This window comes from Thauera sp. AutoDN2, assembly GCF_051280715.1.
In the GTDB taxonomy this organism is placed as follows: Bacteria; Pseudomonadota; Gammaproteobacteria; order Burkholderiales; family Rhodocyclaceae; genus Thauera.
This window is the reverse complement of sequence record NZ_JBNCAR010000004.1, coordinates 1-20386: the sequence shown is the minus strand read 5'-3', so window position 1 is coordinate 20386 and position 20386 is coordinate 1. Positions and strand designations below refer to the sequence as shown.

Here is a 20386-nt window from a genome sequence, read left to right as displayed (position 1 = left end):
CCTGCCGCAAGCAGGTCGCCATGAAGCGCCAGATCAGGCGTGACGCATCCGGCCCCCATTTCAGCCGCTGAACAACTGCCCGGACATCTGCTCCACACCCAGGACACACTCCCGCATGCGTTCGCGCAACCCCGACACCCGCTCGCTGCGCGCCGTGCAGCCGGCAATCAGAACCCCGGCCGCGCCGGCAACCGTGACCCGCCGCGACGCGCGCGTGACACCGGTGTAGATGAGCTCGCGCGTGAGCACGCGCGCAGGCGCAGGCGGCAGCACCAGCACCGCTTCCCCGAACTCGGACCCCTGGCTCTTGTGCACCGTGAGCGCGAAGGCCGTATCGTGCGCGGGCAGGCGCAGTGGCGGCAGTGCGCGGAACCCCCCTTCGGGCGCTGGGAAGAACACGCACAGCGCACCCTGCGCATCGGGCAGGCACAGCCCGATGTCGCCGTTGAACAGTCCCAGTGTGTAGTCGTTGGCCAGCACGATCACCGGGCGGCCCGGATACCAGCGTGCGGCAGCGCCGCGCGCTGGCGGCAGCGCAAGCCGCGCACATAGCCGGCCTTCGAGGTACGCGTTCAGCGCCGCCAGGCCACGCGCACCCTCGCGCACCGCGACCAGCACGCGAAAGTCTTCGAAAGCCCGCATGGCTGCGGCAACGTCCCGCGGTGTGCGGTGCAGGACATCGAAATAGGCGCCATACCCGGCCTCGATGGCGGCGAGCAGCCTCGCGCCGGGGCGCGCACCGTCCTCTTCGATCCAGCCCACCGAGACATCCTGCCCGGCACGCAACCAAGCCAGCGCGCGTGCGCCCTGGCCCTCGCGCACCTCCGCTGCCAGTCGGCCGATCCCTGAATCCGCACGGAAGCGATGGCTCTCGGTAAGCCACACCACACAGTCCTTCAGGCCAGCGGAGGCGCACACGTGCGGCTCCGCCTCGCCCGGCACCGGCTCCAGCCCGAGCCGCGTGCTCAGGGCAGGGCTGAACACCCGTTCAGCCGACAGCTCGGCGAACACCGCGCCCGCCTCCACCGCGGCAAGCTGATCCTTGTCTCCCAGCAGCACGAGCCGCGCTGCGGCCGGCAGGGCATCGACCAGGCGGTTCGCGAGGGCAAGGTCGAGCATCGAGGCTTCATCGACGATCAGCACATCCACTGCCAGCGGATTGCCTGCATGATGGCGGAAGCGGCCGGCCTCCGGCGTGACCCCGAGCAGGCGGTGCACCGTGAATGCCTCATCCGGCAGGCGGGCGGCGAGCGCTGCGGGCAGGGTCTGCGCCCGCTGGCGCAGAGCCTCTAGCATGCGCGCCGCTGCCTTGCCGGTCGGGGCGGCCAGCGCAATGCGCAGTTCCGGTTCCACCTCCAGCAGACAGGCGAGCAGCGCAGCGACGGTGCTTGTCTTGCCCGTTCCGGGGCCGCCGCTGATCACGGTGAGGCGAGCGCGCAAGGCGAGCAGCACCGCGATCCGTTGCCAGTCGTGCCCCGCTCCGGGGCGAGGTGGAAACAGGCTATCGAGCAATGCCGGCACGGGCTCCGGTCCGACCGGAACCGAACGTGCCCGCGCGACCAGCGCACGCGCGAGCGCGCGCTCCTGATCGAACAGGCGGCGCAGATAGAGGCGATCGCCGGCATCGAGCACCAACGGATGCGCCGAACGCCCGGGAGTCGCCAGCGCCGCATCGACCACCACACCACTGGCAAGCAGGCGGGCGCGCAAGCGGGGCAGGGGGAGGCCTTCCCCCGCGCCCAGCTGCCCCGACACCCCAGGCTCGTCCTCCAGCCCGAGCAGGTCCGGCTGCGCTGCGTCTTGCGGCGCGCTCGCCTCGTCGGGGGCCGCTTGCACGCCGGTGGACCACGTCGCTGCAGGCGTATCCGCCAGCGCACCCAGCGGAACGCAGACATGTCCGGCTGCGGTCGCGAGTGCGAGCCGGCGGGCCAGCGGACCGAGCACCGCCACGCTGTCCGCAGGGGCTTCCAGCGTCGTTGCCCAATCCACAAGATGGCGGGCGAAACCTTCGGCCAGATCCCTCATGCGGCCGCTCCAGCCGTCTCGTGTGCAGTTGCTGCGAGCAGCGCATCCAGTGCCCGCAGCGTCGCCGGCGGGCAACGGTGATGGAACACGCCCGCGGCGCGCCCGCCGATGCGCCAGTGCGGACGCACTCCGCGCACGAACAGGTAGAGCACGCCGCCGAAATGCTGTGCATGGTCGTAACCCGGCAGGCTGCACGCCAGATGGCGGTGCAGCGCAAGGCTGTAGAGCAGGTGCTGCAGGTGGTAGCCATGCGCCTGCATCGCGAGTTCCAGCCGCTCGGGCCCATAGTCCTGGGGCTGGTCGCCAAGGTGGTTCGATTTCCAGTCCAGCACGTAATAGCGCCCCTCGTGTTCGAAAACGAGGTCGATGAAGCCCTTCAGGTAGCCCTCCAGGCCGGCGAAGGCGAGCCGCGGCACCCCGTAGCCCTGAGCAGCCAGCCAGGTATTGAGCTGCTCGGCAGTGAGCCGCGGCGCGGGAAGATGAAAGCCGAGCTCGACCAGCCTGCGCGCCGGCGGTAGCTCGCCCAGGCGCAAAGGCTGGGCGGAATCCTCCCTGGTGAGCAAGGGCGTGGAGAGCACATCCTCCAGCATCCCGCGCAGCATGCGGCGCAGCCTGGCCTGCATTGCCTCGGCCGCCCGTCCGGGCACGGCCGTGGCGTCGGAGGGCGATGTTTCCGCGGCCAGCGTCTGGGGGTGCATGGCCAGCGCGGCTTCGATCGCGACGTCCCAACCCGCCGGATCGGTGAAGTCGATCGACTCGAACACGGCGTGCATGCAGTCGCCCGCGGCGGGGCCGCGCGGGAAGCGCAGGATGTCGTCGGGACCGTGTGAGCCTGGGGTCAGGTCAGCGGCACTGGCCTGCGGATCGGTCCGGCCCGCATCGACTTCCGCGGCCAGGTCCGTGGTCGGCGGAGACGCGACGCCGGCAGCGACGCCGGGCACCCTCCCTGCCGCAAGGCGGGCGAGTTCGGGCGCGCCGATCGCTTCCGCATCGTGATCCTGTGCCGCGCGTTCATGCGCAGCGCCCGACAGCAGCGCACTGAAGCTGCCAATGCGCCAGGCAGACGGCAGTACGGGCGGGCGGAGCGCGTGCGGACGCTGGCCGGCGGTCTCCGGCGGGACCAGCACCGGCCCCTCGCCTTCGGGCAGGTCCGAGAGCTGAATCACCGAACGCCCCTCGAGCGTGGCGGAGGTCGCCAACGCACGCCAGTGCGCATCGGTTCCAGCCGGTGTCGGCTTGTGTTCCGCCCAGACCTCCGGGCTCATGCCAGCGCCGGCAACCATCCAGTTGAGCAGGCTGCGCCCCGCTTCGGCATGGCTGACCTTGCCGAAGTGCGTACGGGCATAGCTTCCCACCACCAGATAGCAGCGGTGCACCGCGCGTGTCAGCGCCACATAGATCAGGCGCAGGTCCTCCGCTTGCTGCTCGCGCCGCATGCGCGCCTTGACCGCCCGATCATCGGACGTCGCCGCACGATAATCGAGCACCAGCGCGCCGGCATCGTCATGCCAGGCACGCATGCCCCCCCCGCCGCCACTGCGCGCGTAGCCGTCGAACAGGAAGGGGCAGAACACGACGCCGTACTCCAGCCCTTTGGCACGGTGGATGGTGACGATCTGCACCAGGTTGCGGTCGGACTCGAGACGCAACTGGGCGGCCTCGCCCGTGGCGCCGTCGGCGCGCCGGCTGGCGAGCAGGCGCAACAACACCTCGGGGGTGAGGCTGCCCGCATCCTGCTGCAGCAGTTCGGCCAGGTGCAACAGATTGGTGAGCCGGCGCTCGCCGTCCGTGCGGGCGAGCAGGCGCGCGGCGACGCCCTCGTCGCTCATCCATTGCCGCAACATCACGCCGAAGCCGCGCGTGAGCCACAGTTCGCGCCAGCGCGTGAAGGCGTCGAGGGTGGCGAGCAAGGCGGACTCGTCCTCGGCGAGGCGGGCGATCGCAACGGCATCGCGTCCCATCGTCTTGGTCGCGAGCGCCGCCTTTACGCGGCGCTCGCGCAAGGGCTCGGCGATCGCCAGCAGCACACGCTCGAGCTCTTCAGCGTCGTCGGTGTGATACACGCTGGCCTGCGACAACTCCACGCTCCCCACCCCGAACGCGGCGAGCGCGCTACGCATGCGCGCGCCCTGACGGTGGCTGCGCACCAGCACCGCGATGTCGGCAGGCACGAGCGGCTTGGCGCCGATGCGAACACGCCCCTCAGCGCCCGCAGCGAGCAAGCGCGCGATCTCGGCGGCCGTGGCGAGCGCAGCCCGCTGCAACGCCTGCGCACGCGACAGCCGGCTCCCGCCGCCTTCCTCGCCCTCGTCCTGCGTGTCGTCGCGCGGGATGCGCCAGAGCTGCAGCGCCGGCGCTGCATCGGGCGCGCCATCGTCATGCAGGGGCGCACGGTGCCGGCTGCCGGCGCCAACACACACGTAGTCCAGCCCGTCCATCATGAACACCGCCGGGTTCGCACTGAAGAGCCGGTTGCAGGCCTCGATCAGCGCGGGCGCCGAGCGCTGGTTATGACGAAGCGTGTAGCAGGTATCGGTGCGCTCGCGCGCAGCAAGATAGGTGAACAGGTCCGCGCTGCGGAAACTATAGATCGCCTGCTTGGGGTCGCCGACCAGGAACAGGGTGCCGTGGCGGCCTTCGGCGTGGTAGATGCGGTCGAAAATGCCGAACTGCAGCGGATCGGTGTCCTGGAACTCGTCGATCAGCGCCACCGGGTAACGCACATGCAGCGCCGTCGCCAGCCAGGGCTGCGCACCGGAGTGCAGTGCCACATGGGCGTTCCACAAGATGTCGTCGAAACCGATCTGCCGCCGCTCGCGCTTGCGCCGGCGCAAGGCGGCCGTGGTGTGTTCGAGGAACCGACGCAGCAGGCGCAGGCGGGCGACGGACAGCGCCGCATCCACCTCGATGCGTGCGGCGAGCAACTCAGCGGCTGCATCGAAGAAAGCGTGACGCGGCGGGGCCAGGCCGTTCTTGCGACCGGCCGCAGTCGTGCGCACCTCCAGCGTGTCGGCACACAGCAGCGCGAGCTTGCTGTCCTTGCTGCCCGGCAGCGGGTGAAGTGCATTGTCCGCTGCGAGCCAGGTGGCCCACTGCTGGGCGGCCTTGTCGATCGCCTCCAGTTTGTAGCTGTTGGCATTGAGGCCGGCGAGCGCCGCAGTCACCGCGGCACAGGCTTCGTGCAAGCCGGTCGACAGGGCGCACGCCGCCGCATAGGCGCTGCGCAGACGCTGCGCGGCAGCGGCTTCGGATGCCGCCTCCGGCCCTGCGCGCGGCGTGCTGTCCCCTCCAGCCGCCCCCGCAGCAGCAGGCGCGCAAACCGCTTCGTCCCAGAGCGCCACCGCGCACGGCCGCGCCATGTGCTCCCGCAGGATGTCCGCCCACACCTCGGGCGTGTCGCCGGTCTGCAGCAGATGATCCGCCAGCAGCGGCGACACCCCGGTGGCAACTTCACGCCGCCAGAAATCCTGCACGGCCTCCATGCGCAGTGCACTGTCGTCCTCGACGAGGTCGAGCGCATAGGGCAACCCCGCCGCGAAGGGCGTATCGGCCAGCGCTCGCTGACAGAAACCATGGATGGTGAAGATCGCCGCCTCATCGAAGGTCTGCAGCGCCAGGCGAAGGCGCGCCACCATCTGCGCGTCCTCAAGACCGCGCGCGCGCGCTGAATCGATCAGCCCGGGCACGAACGGGTCTGCACCCGCCGCTCCGCCCTCCAGCACGCCGAGCGTTTCGGCGATGCGCGCACGGATGCGTGCCGACAGCTCCGCCGTCGCGGCCTTGGTGAAGGTGACGACGAGCAGCGCCTCCACCGGCAACGCGCGCTCGATCAGCAGGCGCAGGTAGAGCCCGCAGATGTTCCAGGTCTTGCCAGTGCCGGCAGAGGCCTCTACCAGACGAATGCCGTCGAGCGGGCAGGAGAAGACGTCGAGTTCGGGCGCGGCAGACATGGCGGGGATGGTAACGGAGCTTGGCCGCGAGCCGCTACGGGACCGACAGCGCCTGCACGTCGGCAAGCAGCGCGTCGACGCTCGCGGGCAGCGTATCCCAGCCGCACATGAAGCGCACCCCGCCGGCGCCGATGAAGGTGTAGAAGCGCCAGCCGCGTGCGCGCAGGCCGTCGAGCACCGTCAGAGGCAGCTCACAGAACACGCCGTTGGACTGCACCGGAAACATCAGCCTGGCGCCCGGCATCCGGACCAGTCCCGCGGCGAGGCGCTGCGCCATGGCGTTGGCGTGGCGGGCGTGCTTCAGCCACACATCGTCCTCCAGGATGCCGAGCCAGGGCGCGGACAGAAAGCGCATCTTCGAGGCGAGCTGCCCGGCCTGCTTGCAGCGGTACGCGAAGTCCTCCGACAGCCGGCGGTCGAAGAACACCACTGCCTCACCCACTGGCAAGCCCATCTTGGTGCCGCCGAAGCACAGCACGTCGACGCCCACCTTCCAGGTGATCTCGGCCGGCATCACGCCGAGCGAGGCCACTGCATTGGCGAAGCGCGCGCCGTCCATGTGCACGCGCAGACCGTGTTCGCGCGCGCACGCGGCGATCGCCGCCACCTCGTCCGGCCGGTACGCCGTGCCGACCTCGGTGCTCTGCGTCAGCGTGACCACGCGCGGCTTCGGGTAGTGAATGTCGCTGCGGCGCGAAACCACCTCGAGCACAGCCTCCGGCGTCAGCTTGCCTTGCTCGCCGCGCGCAGGCAGCAGCTTGGAGCCATTGGAGAAGAACTCCGGCCCACCGCACTCGTCGGTCTCGACATGGGCGAGCTCGTGGCACACCACGCTGTGGTAGCTCTGGCACAGCGAGGCGAGCGCCAGTGAATTGGCAGCCGTGCCGTTGAAGACGAAGTAGACGTCGCAGTCGGTCTCGAACAGCTCACGCAGGCGGTCGGAGACCTTGCGCGTCCATTCGTCCTCGCCGTAGGCCGGGGCGTGGCCAGCATTGGCCGCCACGAAGGCTGCCAGGGCCTCCGGACAGACGCCGGCGTAGTTGTCGCTGGCGAAATATTGCTTCGGCTGCATGGGGAGATCAGGCGCGGTCCAGGTTGAGGGGCTCGCCGGTCGCTGCAGCGCTGGCGGCAGCGGTGAAGAGGACGTCGGTCGAGGAGTTTAGCGCGGTCTCGGCCGAGTCCTGCACCACGCTGATGACAAAGCCGATCGCCACCACCTGCATCGCCACGTCGGCGTCGATGCCGAACAGCGCCGTCGCCATCGGGATCAGCAGCAGCGACCCGCCCGCCACGCCCGACACACCGGCTGCAGCCAGGGAGGAAACGATGCACAGCAGCAGCGCGGTGGCAAAGTCGACCGGGATGTTCAGCGTGTGGGCCGCAGCGAGCGTCATTACCGAAATCGTGATCGCCGCCCCGGCCATGTTGATCGTGGCGCCGAGCGGGATCGAGATCGCAAAGGTGTCCTCGTGCAGGCCGAGGCGACGGCAGAGCTCGAGATTGATCGGGATGTTGGCCGCCGAACTGCGGGTGAAGAAGGCGGTGACGGCGCTCTCGCGCAGGCAGGTGAAGACCAGCGGATAGGGGTTGGTGCGCAGCTTCCAGAACACGAACAGCGGATTGACCACGAGCGCGACGAACAGCATGCAGCCCACGATCACCAGCAGCAGCCGGCCGTAGCCGAGCAGCGCTTCGATGCCGGTCTCGCCCATGGTTGCGGCGACCAGTCCGAAGATGCCCAGCGGGGCGAAGCGGATCACGACATGCACGATCTTCGGCACCGCGTCGGCGAGGTCGTTGACGACCTTGCGCGTACCCTCACCGGCGTGACGCAGCGCGATGCCCAGCCCGATCGCCCACGCCAGGATGCCGACGAAGTTGGCCTCCATCAACGCCCTGACCGGGTTGGCAACCACGTTGAGCAGCAGGTTCTTGAGCACGATGAGGATGCCGCCCGGCGGGTTGCCGGTGGCGGCCGGCGCGTCGAGCACCAGCGTGGTGGGGAAGGCGAAGCTGGCGAGCACCGCGACCAGCGCCGCGGCGAAGGTACCGAGCAGGTAAAGGATCAGCACCGGACGGATGTGGGTCGGCTGACCGTGCTTGTGATTGGCGATGGCTGCAGCCACCAGTACGAACACCAGAATCGGCGCGACGGCCTTGAGCGCGGCGATGAAGAGGTCGCCAAGCAGTGCGACCGACGGGGTCGCAGCGGGCGCAATCAGCGCCAGGGCGACGCCGAGGACCAGACCAATGGCGATCTGGGAGATGAGGCTCGTGCGCAGCACGCGCTGCAGCGCCGCGGGGGTGGCGGTGGTCATCGGGGGGGCTCCTCGTGGATGACGTTGTGGTCAGGGATGCCGGATATGGCGTGGTGCGGACGCGGCATGAGTGGGCTGCGCCGGGCCGGAAAGAACCGGCAAGCGTCCCGAGTGCTTGCCGTCAGCACTCGGGGAAGCTGACGGCGAGGCCGCCGCGCGAGGTTTCCTTGTACTTGTCCAGCATGTCACGACCGGTGTCGCGCATGGTGCGGATCACTTGATCGAGCGAGATCGCGTGCGCGCCGTCGCCGCGCAGGGCCAGCTGCGCAGCGTTGATGGCCTTGATCGAGGCCATCGCATTGCGCTCGATGCAGGGCACCTGCACGAGACCGCCGACCGGGTCGCAGGTCAGGCCGAGGTTGTGTTCGAGGCCTATTTCGGCGGCGTTCTCCACCTGCTCTGGGGTGCCGCCGAGCACCTCGGCCAGGCCCGCCGCAGCCATCGCGCAGGCCGAGCCGACCTCGCCCTGACAGCCGACCTCGGCGCCCGAGATCGAAGCGTTCTTCTTGCACAGCACACCCACCGCAGCCGCGGCGAGGAGGAAATTCTCCACGTCGCGCGCGCCAGCGCCCGGCATGAACTTCATGTAGTAGTGCAGCACGGCCGGGATGATGCCGGCCGCACCATTGGTGGGCGCGGTGACGACGCGACCGCCACCGGCGTTTTCTTCGTTGACCGCAAGCGCATAGAGATTGACCCAATCGAGCGCCGCCATCGAATCGCTGATCATGTTGCGACCGGTGCTCTGTTCGCTGAGCTTGCGATACAGCGCAGGAGCTCGGCGGCGCACCTTCAGTCCGCCAGGCAGCACGCCCTCATGGGCGATGCCACGCTCGACGCAGGCGTGCATCACGCCCCAGATGCGCTGCAACGCAGCGCGCGTCTCATCCTCGCTGCGCCAGGCACCCTCATTGGCGAGCACCAGGGCACTGATGCGCAGACCGTGACGCCGACACTGGGCGAGCAGTTCGGCGCCGGTATCGAAGGGATAAGGCACTTGCACCTCGGCCTCGCCCGGCGTATCGGAGCGAGCCTGCGCCTCGTCGATCACGAAGCCGCCCCCGATCGAGTAATAGCTGTTCTCGTACAGCACACCCGCCTCACCCTGGGCCGTCAGGCGCAGCGCATTCGGGTGGTAAGGCAGACTCACCGGCAGCAGGCGCATGTCTCGCCCCCATTCGAAAGGCACCACCACGCCACCCGGCAGCGGCAGCGCACCGTCGATGCGCACTGCATCCACCGCCTCGACGAGTCCATCCGGATCGACCTCGTCGGGCCGCGCACCCATCAGGCCCGCAATCACGGCCCGGTCGGTGCCGTGTCCGATGCCGGTCGCCGACAGCGAACCGTAGAGCCTCACCTCGATCCGACGCACACGGCCGAGCAAGCCGCGATGCGCCAGCACGGCAGCGAAATCGTGCGCCGCACGCATTGGCCCGACGGTGTGGGAACTGGACGGGCCGACACCGATCTTGAACAGGTCGAGAACGCTGATGGACATGCGAACCTCCGCGATGAGACGCGCCTTGCTTCGACGCGCTCAGCCGATCATGTGCCCCGGCAGCCAGGTGACCAATCCGGGGAAGGTGTACAACAGGATCAGCGCCAGCACCATGAGCAGGAAATAGGGCAGCGCATACACCGCGATGGTGGTGATCTGCTTGCCCGACAGTGCCTGCAGCACGAACAGGTTGAAGCCCACCGGCGGGGTGATCTGCGCCATCTCCACCACCACGATCACGAACACGCCGAACCACAACGGATCGATGCCCGCGGCCTGGATCGTCGGCAGCAGCACCGCCATCGTCAGCACGATGATCGAGATGCCGTCGAGGAAGCAGCCGAGCAGCACGAAGAAGATCGCGAGCGCGAACAGCAGCATGCCGGGCGTGAGGTTGAGCGTGCCGATCCACTCGGCCAGATGGCGCGGCAAGCCGATGTAGCCCATCGCCAGGGTCAGGAACGCCGAGCCGGCGAGGATGAGCGCGATCATGCAGTACAGCCGCGTGGCACCCATGAGGCCGGCGATGAAGCTCTCGCGGGTCAGCGACTTCTGCGCCGCGGCGATGATCAGGCTGCCGATCACGCCGATCGCCGCCGCCTCGGTGGCGGTGGCAACGCCGCTGTAGATCGAGCCGAGCACGCCGGCGATCAGCAGCACCACCGGGATCAGGTTCCTCGACGCCGCGAGTTTCTGCATGAAGCTGCTCTTGAGGTCGGCCGGGGGGATCCTGTCGCGATTCATCAGCGACCAGATCACCACCCAGCCCATGAACAGCGACGCGAGCAGGATGCCCGGCAGCACGCCGCCGATGAAGAGCTTGGAGATCGACACGTCGGCCGCCACGCCATACACGATCATGATGATCGAGGGCGGAATCAGCAGGCCGAGCGTGCCGGCGCCGGCCAGGGTGCCAAGCACCATGGACTCCGGATAGCCGCGGCGGCTCAGCTCGGGCATGGCGATCTTGCCGATGGTGGCGCAGGTGGCCGCAGACGAGCCCGACACCGCGGCGAACAGCGTACAGCCGATCACGTTGGTGTGCAGCAGGCGGCCGGGCAGGCGCTCGAGCCAGGGCGACAGGCCCTTGAACATCTCCTGCGACAGCTTGGTGCGGAACAGGATCTCGCCCATCCACAGGAAGAGCGGTAGCGCGGTCAGGGTCCAGCTCGAGCCGTGGCTCCAGATGGCGACGGCCATGCCGTCGCCGGCGGCGCGTGTGGTGAAGCCGAGCATGCCGAGGATGCCGATCGCCATCAGGGCGAGGCCGATCCACAGGCCGCCGGCGAGCAGCAGCACCATCAGACCAACGAGAACGAGTGCAGCGGTGAGTTCCATGATGGCCCCTTATTCCATGTGCGCCATTTCTTCGGCGTCGGCCCTGGCCAGGCGCTGCGGCTCGCGGCCGAGGCTGACCTGGACGAAGTCGTCGAGCACGGCGACCAACAGGATCACCGCGCCGACCGCCATCGACAGCTGCGGAATCCACAGCGGCGTGGCGTCAATGCCCTGCGAGATCTCGTCGAATTCGTGCGACTGCCAGGCCAGGCGCACTGCGTACCAGGCAAGCATGGAAGCGACCACCACGCCGGCGCCGTGTGCGAACCACTCCGCGACACGGCGCATGCGCGGCCCGAGGCGCTCGATCACCAGGCTGACGCGGATGTGTTCACCGTGCTTGAAGGTGTAGGCGAGCGCCAGAAAACCACAGGCCGCCATTGCGTAGCCCGCGTAGTCATCGGTCCCCGGCAGGTAGATATTGAACGGCCGGGTGAACACGCCGGCCGCGACCATGACCAGGGTGAAGATCATGCCGACAGCAGCAAGCGCACCGGACAAGCGGTACAGTGAATCGAGCAACGCTCTCATGGCGGTCTCCGGAAAGGCCGGGGCCCGCATGCACGGGCCCCGTGGGACAGCGAGGACTTACTTGAGCTTGCGATAGGCGTCGAGAATGGCCTGCCCGTCGGCGCCGGCCTTCTCGGCCCACTCCGCGGTCATGCGCTCACCGATCTTGAGCAGTTCGGCCTGCAGCGCCTCGGGCGCGGGCTGAACCTTCATGCCGTTGGCCGTGAGCTGGTCGATGTACCAGGCGGTCTTCTCTTCCGACACTTTCCAGCCGCGCTCTTCGGCAGCCGCAGCCGCCTTGAGCAGCGCCTCGCGACTGGCATCGTCGAGGCCATCAAAGGCCTTCTGCGACACGAACACGATGTTCTTCGGCAGCCAGGCCTGGATATCGTAGTAATGGCTGAGCTGCTCCCAGCTCTTGGTGTCGTAGCCGGTGGCCGACGAGGTCAGGTTGGCCGCCACCACGCCGGTCGACAGCGCCTGGGTGAGGTCCGCTGCCTGCACAGTCACTGGCTGACCGCCCATGAGCTGGATCATGCGCGCCACGGTCGGGCTGTAGGAGCGGATCTTCATGCCCTTGAGGTCGCCGATCGTGTTGAGCTCGGTCTTTGAATACAGGCCCTGCGGCGGCCAGGCCACCGAGTACAGGATCTTCAGGCCGTTCTTCGCCAGGCGCGCCTCGACCGCGTCCTTGGAGGCCTGCCACAGCTTCTTCGAGTCCTCGTAGCCGGTGGCCAGGAAGGGCACGGTATCGAGCGCGTAGAGCGCATCCTCGTTGGCCAGGCCGGAGATGATCACCTCACCGATCTGCGCCTGCCCCCCCTGCACTGCCCGCTTGATCTCGTTGGCCTTGTACAGCGAGCCGTTGGGATGCACGGTGATCTTGAGCTTGCCACCGGTGGCCTCATCGACCTCCTTGGCGAACTGCTGGATGTTTTCGGTGTGGAAGTTGCTGGCCGGGTAAGGCGTGGGCATGTCCCAGGTGCTCTGGGCGTGGGCGCTTGCGGCCAGCCCCAGACCGAGAAGGGAGATGGTGAGCGCCTTGAAGAGAGGACGTGAGAGAGTCATGGCATGTGCTCCTGATTGAAGGAGGGCGAGAGCCCCGTAACGCGGTTTGAGGGGCGGCGACCTGCTTCTCATAAGTCACCGTTATTGCACGATAGAGATTTTATGGGTATCTTGTCAACAAAACGTATACGTTTTTTCGACGTTTCATTCATCAAACCCGTGTCTTTTCCCCGGAGACCACCATGACCGAGGCCAATCGCATCGTTTCGTCCCAGCATCTGGTGTCGGCCAAATCACCCGAGCTCTCCGAGTTCGAGTTCGGCCTGATCATCGCCTGGCATGCCTTTGCGCGCTGGATGATCCGGTGCATGACCGCCGCCGGGGTAAAGGACATGACCCCCACCGACGTACTGGTCCTGCACCACGTCGCCCACCGCGACATCGAGAAGCGCCTCGGCGACATCGCCTTCGTGCTCAACATCGAGGACACCCACGTCGTCTCCTACTCGCTGCGCAAGCTCGCCGGGCTGGGCCTGGTGCAAAGCATCAAGCGCGGCAAGGAGGCCTTCTTTTCGCTCACCGAGCAGGGTCGCGAGGTCTGCATGGCCTATCGCGACGTGCGGGAGGACTGCCTGATGCCGGGCTTCACCGGAAACCCGGAGGACAACGCGCAGATCGGCGAGCTCGCCCGTCTGCTGCGCACCTTGTCCGGTCGCTACGACCAGGCGGCACGCGCAGCCTCCACTTCCTCACTGTGACGCCAGGAGCACGCACTTGAGCCATCGCATCCTCGACGCCGGTGACGCCGCACTGACGATCGAGTTCGGCGCCGTGATCGATCCGGCCCTGCTCGGCACAGTCAACGCGCTCGACACCGCCATCCAGCACTTGCTCGACGCGGGCGAGTTGCCGGGCGTGATCGAAACCATGCCCACCTTCCGCTCGCTGACGGTGTTCTTCGATCCGCTCACCACCGAGCGCGCCATCCTGCTCACCACGCTGCAGCCCCTGATCGCCGCCGCCGAACATGGCGTGCCGGCCGACGGTCGCCACTGGCGCCTGCCAGTATGCTACGAGGGCGAGGCCGCACCCGATCTCGGCGAGGTGGCGCACGCCCTCGGCATCGGCGAGGCCGAGGTCGTGGCGCTGCACAGCGGCGCCGAGTACCTCGTCTATATGCTCGGCTTCCTGCCTGGCTTTCCCTTCATGGGCGATCTGCCGGAAAAGCTGCGCCTGCCGCGGCGCACCCAGCCACGCGTGCGCGTACCCGCCGGCAGCGTGGCGATCGCCACCGGCCTGACCGCGATCTACCCGTGGGAGAGCCCTGGCGGCTGGCACCTGCTCGGACGTTGCCCGGTGCCGCTGTTCGACGCCCACCGCGCCGCGCCCTCGCTGCTCGCCGCAGGAGACCGCGTGCGCTTCATGCCGGTGAGCGCAGACCAATACCGCGCGATCGAAGCCGGCGTGCGCAGCGGCGAGATTGACCCCTTGCAATGGCTGCACGCCGCCCCCTCCACCGTGGAGAACGCCACATGACCCCTCGGATCCAACTGGAGATCATCTCGCCCGGTGCCTTCGCCTCGATCCAGGACGGCGGTCGCCACGGCTTCCGCCGCATCGGCGTGCCCTGGGCGGGCGTGCTCGACCGCCGCCTGATGCGGATCGCCAACGCGCTGGCTGGCAATGCCGACGACGCAGCCGTCATCGAGTGCTTCGACGGGGGGCTGCAGCTTGCCGCGCACGGCGGTGCGATCAAGCTCGCCATCGCAGGCGATGCCGTCCTCGAGCTTGAAGGCGCGGAGGGTCGTCGCCCGCTCGCACCCTGGCGCTCGGTGACGCTGGCCGAAGGCGAAACCCTGCGCATCCGCAAGATGAACGCGGGCCGCATCGCGATGGTCGCGGTCGCGGGCCTGCAGGTTCCCATGGTGCTCGGCAGCGCGGCCACCTATGTGCGCGCCAGCCTTGGCGGCGCGGACGGCAACGGGCGGGCACTGGCCGCCGGCATGCGCCTGCCCCTGGCCGAAGCCGGCGCCTGGGGCAGCGATCACGTGCTCACGCAGATCCCGGAAGCGGACCACAGCCCGATCCGCCTGGTGCCCGGCCCGCAGGACGATCATTTCCGCACCGAGGCCTGCGTCGCTTTGGTCAACAGCGAATACCGCGTGACCGCCGAGGCCGATCGCATGGGAATGCGCCTCGAAGGCGCACCTTTGGCACACAGCGGTGCCGCCGAGATCGTCTCCGACGCCACCGTCCCCGGCTCGATCCAGGTGCCCGGCGCCGGTCAGCCGATCGTGCTGCTCGCCGATGCACAGACCGCCGGCGGCTATCCCAAGATCGCGACCGTGATCAGCGCCGACCTCGGCCGCCTCGCCGCACTGCGGCCGGGCGAAACGCTGCGCTTCACCACCGTCACTGCCGCCGAGGGCGCGCAGATCGCACGTGCCGCAGAGGCCGGGACCCAGGCCCTGATCGCCACGATCCGCCCCCTGCCGCCCGACGGCATCGACCTCGTCGCGCTGTACACGAGCAATCTGGTCGGTGGCGTCGTGCATGCGCTCGGCGCCGAGTACCGACCGCTGTATTGAAGCCCCCCGTGGGGGCCGCCCCCCAACGCCCGACCAGAGGCCCTTTGCATGAACAAGACCATCAACCTCAACGCCGACCTCGGCGAATCCTTCGGCGCCTGGACCATGGGCGAGGACGAAGCCCTGCTGCAGGTGGTGCGCTCGGCCAACATCGCCTGCGGCTTCCACGCCGGCGACCCGGTGGTGATGCGCCACACGGTGCGCACCGCGCTCGCCGCCGGGGTGAGCCTGGGCGCCCACCCCGCCTACCCCGACCTGCAGGGCTTCGGTCGCCGGCCCATGAAGATGACCCCGGCCGAGTTGGAAGCGATGGTGATCTACCAGGTCGGCGCGCTCGTGGGCATGGCCGCAGCGGAGGGCGGCCGCGTCACCCACGTCAAGCCGCACGGCGCGCTCAACAACCAGGCCTGCGAAGACGCGGCGCTGGCCGATGCGGTGGCGCAGGCGGTCAAGGCAATCGACCGCGATCTGGTCCTGCTCGCCCCGGTGCTGTCCGAGCTTCAGTTCGCTGGCGAGCGCGCGGGGCTGCGCGTGGCCGGCGAGATCTTCGCCGACCGCGCCTACACCGACAAAGGCACGCTGGTGCCGCGCCGACAGCCTGGCGCGGTCATCCACGACCACGACCTACTCGTCACCCACGTGCTGCGCATGCTGGAGGCCGGCGGCGTGGTGAGCCAGAGCGGCAAGGTGTTGACGACAGCAATGGACAGCATCTGCGTGCATGGCGACACTCTGGGGGCGGTGGAGAGCGCACTGCACCTGCGCAGCGAGTTGGAGGCGCGTGGGTGGACGGTCTGTACCCTACCCGAGATGCTCACCTCGCGCTGAGCCGACCTCCTCCGGCGCATTCAGCCACTCGATCCGCCCCTGTCCCGACTCGGCCAGCCGGGCGCGAAGCGCCGCCGCGTCCTCCTCGCGCAGGCTGAAGCACAGCTCCACCGCCTCGCCATGCGCCACCGTCAGCAGGGTTGCGGCCGCAGCTTCGAGCTCGCGGCGCAACAAGCCCTCCAGCGCATAGGGCACCCTGCAGCGCAAGGTCGCCAGGCGAACGATGGGCACCTTCTCGGCCTGCAGCAGCGCCTGCGCCACCGTGTCGGTATAGGCACGCACCAGGCCGCCCGCACCCAGCTTCACCCCGCCGAAGTAACGCACCACGGTCGCGAGCACGCCCTCCAGGTCCTGATGGCGCAGCACATCCAGCATCGGCCGCCCGGCGGTGCCGCTCGGTTCACCGTCATCGACCGCCGCCGACTGGCCACCGGCGAGCAGGGCCCAGCACACGTGGCGCGCCCCCGGGTGCTGGGCCCACAGGTCCGCCACCACCTTCTGCGCACCGGCACGGTCGGCCATCGGCTGCACGCAGCCGATGAAGCGGCTCTTCTTGATGACCAGCTCGCTGTGAACCGGTCCGGCAAGGCTGAGAGGCATATCCGTGTCTATCCTGCCGTAAGCTCGGGCCCGGTCTCGAGATGCGCCCGCAGGGGGCCGAGCACGGCCTTCGCGATCGCCTCAAAGGCATCGTCCAGCGGCTGGGCCACGCCACGCAGCGCGAGTCGGTAGGCCGGGTCGCTCGACTCGCCATGCTCGGCACGCTGGCCACCACGCCAGCGCGCAGCGGCCTTGGCCGCGCTCTCGCCGGCCTCCACGTACGCCCAGGCAGACTTGGGAAAGAAGTGCAGCGGCTGCATCAGCCCTGCACGGTAGTGCTCGAGCAGCGCCGCCAGGTGCGCGCGCGCGGACTCCGACGGCAGCGGCGTGAACGCGAAGGCGGCATCCCGGGCCAGCAAGCGCGTACACGGCGTGATTGCGGCAGGTGCACTGGCGCACAGCAGCAGGTGTGCCAGCCAGGCTTCGACGTAATCCGCCGCGGCGGGGGGGGCAAAACGATGCCGTAGCAAGCCGTCGGGGCGCAGTTCGGCGAACACGCCTTCCACACGCCAGTCTTCACCCGCCACCGTCACCGCCACATGCAGAGCCTGCGCCGGCAGTGCAGGACAACTGCGCGCTTGTGCCAGTCGGATCGCGAAGCGGCGCATCGCAGCAAGCTCTGCATCCAATGCTCGCTCGCCGAGCACACCCGACGGAAACTCCCCGCCCGCCCGTGCGAGCGTGCGCAGGCCCGCCGCGTCCACCTCGGCAGCGGGGTCGAGCAGCACCGGCAGCAGGCGGCGGGCGAGTGACCATTGTGCAGGCCGGTCGGCGAGCAGGCACTCCACATCCTCCAGCTCCGCCGCGGCCTCCGGCAGCGCAAGACCCAGCCGTTCACCCAGCAGGTAGCGGCAGGGGTTGCGGAAGAAGCGGGCCAGCGCATCCAGCGAGGGCGTGCGCCACGCAGGCCCGGGCGGGGGCAGTGGCACCGGGAAGAAGGGCGTATCGCACAGGCCGGTCTCTGCGTCCGCGGGCAGATCTTCCATCGCGTCCTCCGTGCCCTCCTCCGCCCCATCCGCCACAAACATGGCGGCCCGACGTGCGGGCGCGGCCCCGTCTGCCGCCATTGCCGCAGCCGCGCCACCTACTGCCTGGCGCTGCGCTGCAGCGAGGCGGGCGGCGAGCGCCTGCGCATGCCCTTCGTTGAAACTCACCAGGCGCTCGTCCGTGCGCGTCCCGGAGAGGAAATACTCCGAAGAGAAAGCCTGCAGCGGATGCTCCACGATCAGCCGCCCGCGCGCCTCGGCGAGCGCGTTCGGGTCCCCCGCGCAGGACGCCGTTGCCTCGGCGAGTATGTCCAGCAGCTCGTCCACCAGCACCGAGGGCGGCAGGCCCGCGCCATCTCGCACGCTGCGACCGACGTAGGAAAGATGCAGCACTTCACGCGCAGACAGCAGCACATCGAGGAACAGGTTGCGGTCGTCGAGCCGGCGCTGGCGGTCACCGGCCTGCGCATGCAAGCTCATCAGATCGAATTCCGCCGCACGCTCGCTGCCCGGGAACGCGCCCTGATCCAGCCCGATGACGCACACCACACGGTAGGGCAGGCCGCGTAGCGAAGGCATCGCCGAGAAGGTGACCGCGCCGCCCGGCACGCCGCCACGCGCAGGGTCATCCAGACGCTCGGCGAGCGCAGCGCGCACGACCTCGAGCGACAGCGGCGCGCCATCCATACCCGCATCCATGTCGGCGCCGAGTTGTGCAATGACTGCGCGCACCTCGCGCAGTTCGTCCGCCCACGCAGGCAGATCGGCGACGAAGCCACTCAGGGTCTCGTTCAGCAGTGCCTGCCAGGATGCCGCGTCCTGCGCCTGCGCCAGACGGCGGCAGATCGTGCGCAACGTATCGATGAAGCGCCAGAAACGGCCCAGCACCTCCGCCGCCTGTCCTTCAGGCACACCAGCGCCGATGCGCCCGCCGAACGGCGCGGCCTGCGCCGCATCCCCCGCCGCCCAGGCGAGAAAGAGCCGGTGCAGGCCCTCCTCCAGGGTATGGGGGGCGGCTACCGCGACGCGTGCGGAGCGGCGCTCCGCCCCCTGTGTTGCCCCCTGTGGCGCAGCGTCTTCAGCGAGCGCGGCCTGCACCGAGGCCGCATCCAGCCCCCAGCGCACACCCGCCACCCGCAGCCAGTCGTGCACCTGCTCCAGCCCCGCCTCGTCGAGCCCGTGGCGGGCAGCCACCGGAGGCTGGCGGAGCAGATCGAAGACGCGCGTCGCCGGAAAACGGCTTGCGGCGAGCGCAAGCACGCCGTCGAGCACCCGCGCCACCAGGTTGTCCTGCGTGCTGCCCAGGCCGGTGATGCGCCACGGGATCCGCCGGGCAGGCGGCGCGGTGCCGAACACCGCCTCGATCAGCGGTGCGCTGCGCTCCAGGTCCGCGGTCAGCACAAGCACGTCCGCGGGCCGCAAGGGCTCACCACTGCCCGGAGGCGCCCTGAACAGGCCCAGCAGGCGGTCGTGCAGCACCTCCAGCTCGCGCGTGCGGGCGTGGCATACATGCACCTCGACGCTACGATCGCCTGCGGCCACTTTCACCCCCGCTGGCGGCAATTCCTGCAGCATGAGGATGGCGTTCTGCAGCCGCGCAAGCAGATGACGACCCGGGTGGGGTGAGAAGAAGGCCTCCTCCTCAACCTCATGCTCGCCTTCGAACAGCAAGCCGATCTGCGCACGCGTCTGCTTGCCCCAGGCCGCCAGCAGGCGGTTGCCGGTTTCGAAGAACATGTCTTGCTGGCGCACGGCGAGCCAGGACAGCCGCCGTGCATCCACGATATCGAACCAGTATTCCTGGCAGGGGTTGAGCACGTACAGCCGCACATCGACCATGCGTCCGAGCCCGCGCAGCATGTCGAGATAGAGGGGCGGCAGCGCAGGCAGGCAGAACACATGCACGGTGCGCGGCAGGCCGCGCGCGGCGAGCGCATCAGGGGCCAGGGCTCCCAGGGCACGCAGGAAGGCCGTCGCCGGATGCTCGCTGTGCAGCGCCAGCATCTCACGCAAACGTCGCCACAACTCTGCCTGCCAGGCCTCGTCGGCCCGCGCGGATTCGCCCGCATCGCGCGACAGCGCCGTGCCGCGCCCTTCCGCCCACAACGCGAGCCAATGCGGCCGATAGGTCAGATAGTGGTCGAACACGCGAGCGATCCGCGTAGCGAGCTCGTAGCGCCCGCGCTCATCGGCCGTAGCGAGATAGTGCTGCAGGCGCGGGTGCCCGGCGATCCAGGCGCCACGCTCGTGGTTCAGGTCGAGCAGGGCCAGGATGCGCCACACCAGCAGCGCCGGCGCAAAGGGCGAGCGCTCCGGCACCGGCAGCACGCGCCCGATCTGGCGCCACAGCCATTGCGCCAGGTAGTCGCAGCGCAGGTTGACACACACACCTTCGCGATCCGCAACAGCCAGCTCCAGCCGCCGCCGCAGGGCCGCATTCGGCACCACCACCTCACGCCCGCCGAAGGGGCCGGGGCGCTCGTCGGCAAGGCGGTCGAGCAGGCAGTCGAGCAGGACTTCGAAGCGGTTCGAGAAGGTGACGGAAAACATGGTCGGGAAGAGCGACAGGCCGCACGCAGGGCAAGCGGTGAGGATAGCGCATCGACGGCGCTTTGCCGGCGCAAGGACACACGCCTGTAGGGAGCACATAAACTGTCCGGACTTGTAGCACGTGATCTGTCCGGTTTCATTGTTCACCCAGGAGGTGGCGATGAGACGGACGGAATTGCTACAG

The 20386-nt window shown here is 69.0% G+C and carries 14 protein-coding genes; 4 read left to right on the top strand and 10 right to left on the bottom strand.

Annotated features, from left to right (window positions below):
- Positions 1-60 precede the first annotated feature (60 nt).
- The 8 genes from recD to ACPT9U_RS03640 all read right to left on the bottom strand — a co-directional run bounded on the left by recD (position 61) and on the right by ACPT9U_RS03640 (position 12710).
- Positions 61-2025: an exodeoxyribonuclease V subunit alpha gene (recD, locus tag ACPT9U_RS03675; RefSeq protein WP_435749921.1), complete on the bottom strand. Its 1965-nt coding sequence runs from the start codon at positions 2023-2025 to the stop codon at positions 61-63.
- On the bottom strand, positions 2022-5975 hold the full coding sequence (gene recB / locus ACPT9U_RS03670; RefSeq protein ID WP_435749920.1) for an exodeoxyribonuclease V subunit beta: 3954 nt from the start codon (positions 5973-5975) through the stop codon (positions 2022-2024). The genes recD and recB overlap by 4 nt, the downstream gene beginning before the upstream one ends.
- A gap of 34 nt (positions 5976-6009) precedes the next feature.
- Positions 6010-7047: a threonine aldolase family protein gene (locus ACPT9U_RS03665; RefSeq protein WP_435749918.1), complete on the bottom strand. Its 1038-nt coding sequence runs from the start codon at positions 7045-7047 to the stop codon at positions 6010-6012.
- Positions 7048-7054: 7 nt separating this feature from the next.
- The gene (gene sstT / locus ACPT9U_RS03660; protein WP_435749917.1) at positions 7055-8293 is read right to left on the bottom strand and encodes a serine/threonine transporter SstT; all 1239 of its coding nucleotides are present in this window, start codon (positions 8291-8293) and stop codon (positions 7055-7057) included.
- A 121-nt stretch (positions 8294-8414) separates the two neighbouring features.
- On the bottom strand, positions 8415-9794 hold the full coding sequence (locus ACPT9U_RS03655; RefSeq protein ID WP_418363951.1) for an L-serine ammonia-lyase: 1380 nt from the start codon (positions 9792-9794) through the stop codon (positions 8415-8417).
- Positions 9795-9833: 39 nt separating this feature from the next.
- Positions 9834-11132 carry a TRAP transporter large permease gene (locus ACPT9U_RS03650; protein WP_418363952.1) on the bottom strand — a complete coding sequence of 433 codons (1299 nt, stop codon included), beginning with the start codon at positions 11130-11132 and terminating at the stop codon, positions 9834-9836.
- 9 nt (positions 11133-11141) lie between these two features.
- Positions 11142-11663, bottom strand: coding sequence for a TRAP transporter small permease (locus ACPT9U_RS03645; RefSeq protein WP_435749916.1), 522 nt, complete (start codon positions 11661-11663; stop codon positions 11142-11144).
- A gap of 57 nt (positions 11664-11720) precedes the next feature.
- Complete coding sequence (locus ACPT9U_RS03640; protein ID WP_418363954.1) at positions 11721-12710, bottom strand: TRAP transporter substrate-binding protein; 990 nt, start codon at positions 12708-12710, stop codon at positions 11721-11723.
- A 182-nt stretch (positions 12711-12892) separates the two neighbouring features.
- Between ACPT9U_RS03640 and ACPT9U_RS03635 the strand changes: the two genes are divergently transcribed.
- Genes ACPT9U_RS03635 through ACPT9U_RS03620 form a run of 4 tightly spaced genes read left to right on the top strand, consistent with a single transcriptional unit; the run spans position 12893 to position 16066 of the window.
- Positions 12893-13408, top strand: a complete 516-nt coding sequence (locus ACPT9U_RS03635; protein WP_418363955.1) for a winged helix DNA-binding protein — start codon at positions 12893-12895, stop codon at positions 13406-13408.
- Between the two features lie 16 nt (positions 13409-13424).
- Complete coding sequence (gene pxpB / locus ACPT9U_RS03630) at positions 13425-14186, top strand: 5-oxoprolinase subunit PxpB (protein WP_435749915.1); 762 nt, start codon at positions 13425-13427, stop codon at positions 14184-14186.
- A complete protein-coding gene (locus ACPT9U_RS03625) occupies positions 14183-15238 on the top strand; it encodes a biotin-dependent carboxyltransferase family protein (protein ID WP_418363957.1) in 1056 nt (351 codons plus the stop codon). Before pxpB ends, ACPT9U_RS03625 begins: the two co-directional genes overlap by 4 nt.
- Positions 15239-15286: 48 nt before the next feature.
- Positions 15287-16066 carry a LamB/YcsF family protein gene (locus ACPT9U_RS03620; RefSeq protein ID WP_435749914.1) on the top strand — a complete coding sequence of 260 codons (780 nt, stop codon included), beginning with the start codon at positions 15287-15289 and terminating at the stop codon, positions 16064-16066.
- On the opposite strand, the gene ACPT9U_RS03615 is transcribed toward ACPT9U_RS03620, so the two are convergent.
- Positions 16040-16666, bottom strand: coding sequence for an IMPACT family protein (locus tag ACPT9U_RS03615; RefSeq protein WP_435749913.1), 627 nt, complete (start codon positions 16664-16666; stop codon positions 16040-16042). The genes ACPT9U_RS03620 and ACPT9U_RS03615 overlap by 27 nt on opposite strands.
- Positions 16667-16674: 8 nt before the next feature.
- Positions 16675-20202 (bottom strand): exodeoxyribonuclease V subunit gamma, encoded by a 3528-nt coding sequence (gene recC / locus ACPT9U_RS03610; RefSeq protein ID WP_435749912.1) that lies wholly within the window; start codon positions 20200-20202, stop codon positions 16675-16677.
- Positions 20203-20386: the final 184 nt, after the last annotated feature.